Origin of the sequence: Erythrobacter sp. CCH5-A1 (assembly GCF_001557115.1) — a bacterium.
In the GTDB taxonomy this organism is placed as follows: domain Bacteria; phylum Pseudomonadota; class Alphaproteobacteria; order Sphingomonadales; family Sphingomonadaceae; genus Erythrobacter.
Map to the genome: position 1 here is coordinate 1 of NZ_LSKQ01000319.1, position 1,038 is coordinate 1,038.

1 protein-coding gene is annotated in these 1,038 nt (G+C 63.1%); it reads right to left on the reverse strand.

The genetic code is table 11. From position 1 onward, the window contains the following. Nucleotides 1-272: 272 nt before the first annotated feature. A partial coding sequence (locus AX708_RS19235) for an IS110 family transposase (protein ID WP_156454607.1) occupies nt 273-1,038 on the reverse strand: 766 nt, incomplete at its 5' end.

A 1,038-nucleotide genomic window follows, 5' to 3' on the forward strand; every position in this document is an offset into this window, starting at 1 on the left:
CGCTCTGATGTCCGCTGTCAACGCTCAGGGTGCGCGGCATCAGCCGTTCGGCGGAGAACGGTGCCAATGCATCCGCGCACAGGTGGAGGTGGGGCCTGAGAGACGTCGGTGATCAAGCTCTGATACGCGGGTTGGCTACCGCATTACCGATTTTGCGTCCGGGGCTGATCCGATCTTACAACGGGCGTCGGCGATGCCGGCCACAAAGCGCATGACGGATGTTCCCCTGCCGTGGCCCCACCCCCGCCTGTGCGCGGGGCTTTTGGGCAGCCTCAGGCTGTTTGCACCTCCCGCGCAACTGCCCACATGAAGCCAGCCAGCTCGCGTGCGACCGCCGTGCATACCACGGTCGTCTTCTTGCCGTTCGCGCTGAGCGTGCGATACCGCCCGGTCAGACGGCTCTGCGCCTTCCAGGCGATCTCGCGGACCTTCGGTGTGGTCTGTTCGAGGAGATATAGCTTCTTTGCACCCACCCGGGGCGGGTGACGATAGGTCCACGCACTCTCGACCAGCATATGTCGAACGCGGCTGTTGCCAGCCTTGGTAATGCCGCCGCGCCGGATCGTGTCGCCGGTGGACCGTTCGCTTGGCACCAGGCCGAGATAACCCATCAGCTGCCCGGGATTGTCGAAGCGTCGTACGTCCCCGACCTCGGTGGCGAAGGTTACTGCGACGATCAGATCGACACCGCGTAGTGCCTGAAGAGCCCGGACGACGGGTGCCAGTGACCAGCTTGGCAGGAACTCAACGATCGCAGCTTCAATGCGGTCGATCCTTTCCTTCGATATCCGGACTGCATCGACGAGTTCCTGCAATGCGATCTGATGGGCAGGATGCTCAAAGCGCTGTTCCTGAAGCCAACGTAGATACCGCATCGACCAGCTCTTCTTCCGCGGATAGATCCGGCCATGCTTCAGCATGAAGGCGCTGACCTGCTGGCGATGAACACGCTGCGCTTGCACTGCAGCCGATCGCGCGCGAACGAGGTCGCGCATCGCTTCATGCCCCTCGTCGGGAACCCAGACCGGCGTCAGCTCG